At 75.5% G+C, this 1,872-nt stretch carries 1 protein-coding gene and 2 pseudogenes; all 3 read right to left on the reverse strand.

From position 1 onward, the window contains the following. A pseudogene (locus IE312_RS42820) lies at nt 1–393 on the reverse strand (cytochrome b/b6 domain-containing protein); the annotation flags it as partial. After that, nucleotides 377–1,123 carry a molybdopterin-dependent oxidoreductase gene (locus IE312_RS32395; protein ID WP_189985819.1) on the reverse strand — a complete coding sequence of 249 codons (747 nt, stop codon included), beginning with the start codon at nt 1,121–1,123 and terminating at the stop codon, nt 377–379. The pseudogene IE312_RS42820 and the gene IE312_RS32395, both read right to left, overlap by 17 nt. A gap of 173 nt (nt 1,124–1,296) precedes the next feature. After that, nucleotides 1,297–1,872, reverse strand: a pseudogene (locus tag IE312_RS42825) (hypothetical protein); the annotation flags it as partial.

A 1,872-nucleotide genomic window follows, 5' to 3' on the forward strand; every position in this document is an offset into this window, starting at 1 on the left:
GCCGGCGATCCAGGCGGCGTAGACCTTCTGGCCGGCGTTGAACTTGCCGGCGGGGCGCGCCTCGGGGCGCCGGTCGCGGCGCAGGGCGGCGCGCAGCCAGACCCGGTCGTGCGGGCCGAAGCGGTTGAGGAACCGCAGGTCGGTGCGGAACGCGCGGGAGGCCAGGCCCAGCAGGACCGGCAGCGGCAGGGCCAGGCCGGCGTACTGGTGGATCCGGACGACCAGTTCCCGGCGGCCGACCAGGACCGCGAGCTGCGGGATGTAGAGCACGGCGGCGGTCAGCACGCACACGCCCATCAGTGCGGCCGCCGCACGGTGCACCTGGCGTTCGGCGCGGGTGAAGCGGTGGACGCGGGTGTCCGGCGGGGCCGGGGCCTCAGCTCGTGGGGTCATCGGAGCGTCCGTTCGAGCGGCCGACCCAGGCGTCGACGTCGTAGCCGAGGTCCTCCCAGTAGCCCGGGCGCACCCGGTCGGTGACGGTGATGCCGGAGAGCCACTTGGCGGACTTGTAGAAGTACATGGGGGCGACGTAGAGGCGGACCGGGCCGCCGTGGTCGTGGCCGATGTCCTCGTCCTGCATGCGCAGGGCGACCAGGACGTCCGGGCGGCGCGCCTGCTCCAGGGTCAGGCTCTCGGTGTAGGTGCCGTCGAAGCAGGTGAACCGGAGTGCCTTCGCGGAGGGGCGGACCCCGGCCGCGTCGAGCAGGTGGGACAGGCGCACGCCCTGGAACGGGGTGCCGGGGACCCGCCAGCCGGTGACGCACTGCACGTCCCGGACCAGCCGGGTCTGCGGCAGGGCGCGCAGGTCGGCGAGGCTGTAGCCGCGCGGGCGGTCGACCAGGCCGTCGATGGTGAGGCGGTAGTCCGCGGCGGTCCGGTGCGGGACGGAGGCGGCCACGGAGTAGTAGCGGAAGCCGCCGCCGTTGGGCAGCAGTCCGGTCAGGCCGGTGGGGTCCTTGTCGGCGACGCCGCCGAGGAAGTCTTCGAGGCCGCGTTGCAGCGCGGGCGCGGCGGCCACGCCGAGGGCGCCCAGGCCGAGGGTGCCGAGGAAGACCCGGCGGCCGATGGGCCGGCCGTCCGGCTCCGGGGCGGGTATCGGTTCCTCGGATCGTTCAGGGTTCACGTGTTCATTCGAGCACTCGGGGACCGCGCGGGGCCAGACGACCGGGTCGCCGGTCAGACTTTCGTCATCACTTCGTCCGTACCTTCCCGGGGTACTCCGCGCCTTCCCTGGCTGCTCCGTTCCTCCGTTCCGTCCATGGATACGGCGGGCGGCGCCGTGTCGTTCACCGGGTCTCACCGCCCGAGGGCGCGGGCGCGGGCCGCGTGGAAGGCGGCCAGGGGGTCGGGGTGCGCGTAGGACCAGGGCGCCGGGGTGGCGTGCCCGCCGATGCGCTGGAACAGCGCGGCGGCCTCGGCCGGGCGGCCGGCGCAGGTCAGGGCGAAGGCGAGGTGGTTGAGGTCGGTGTGGCGGCGCGGGTGATCGTCGTGCTCCCACTCCAGCCACCAGTCGAAGCAGGCGCGCAGGATGCGCCGGGCCCGCGGGCCGGACCAGTGCCCGGAGGCGGCGGGGTCGGCCGGGGCCGGGCCGCCGGCGGCCAGTACCCGGTAGCGCTCGGCGTACGCGACGACCGGCAGGACGGCCAGCGGGGAGTCGGCGGGTGCCTCGGCGGCGGCCAGTTCGGCGAGGTCGTACACCTCGTGGGTCTCGGCGCCCCGGCCGCCCCCGGGCCGTTCGGCGAGGCGCGCGACCAGCAGGTGGTGGGCGTGGTGGTGCTCGGGGTGGCGGCGGTGCAGCTCGCCGAAGACGGAGAGCACCTCCGGCTCGGGGCCGAGGGTCCGGGCGAGCAGCAGCCGGCCCAGCCACGGGGT

Origin of the sequence: Streptomyces capoamus (genome assembly GCF_014654935.1) — a bacterium.
Classification (GTDB): Bacteria; Actinomycetota; Actinomycetes; order Streptomycetales; family Streptomycetaceae; genus Streptomyces; species Streptomyces capoamus.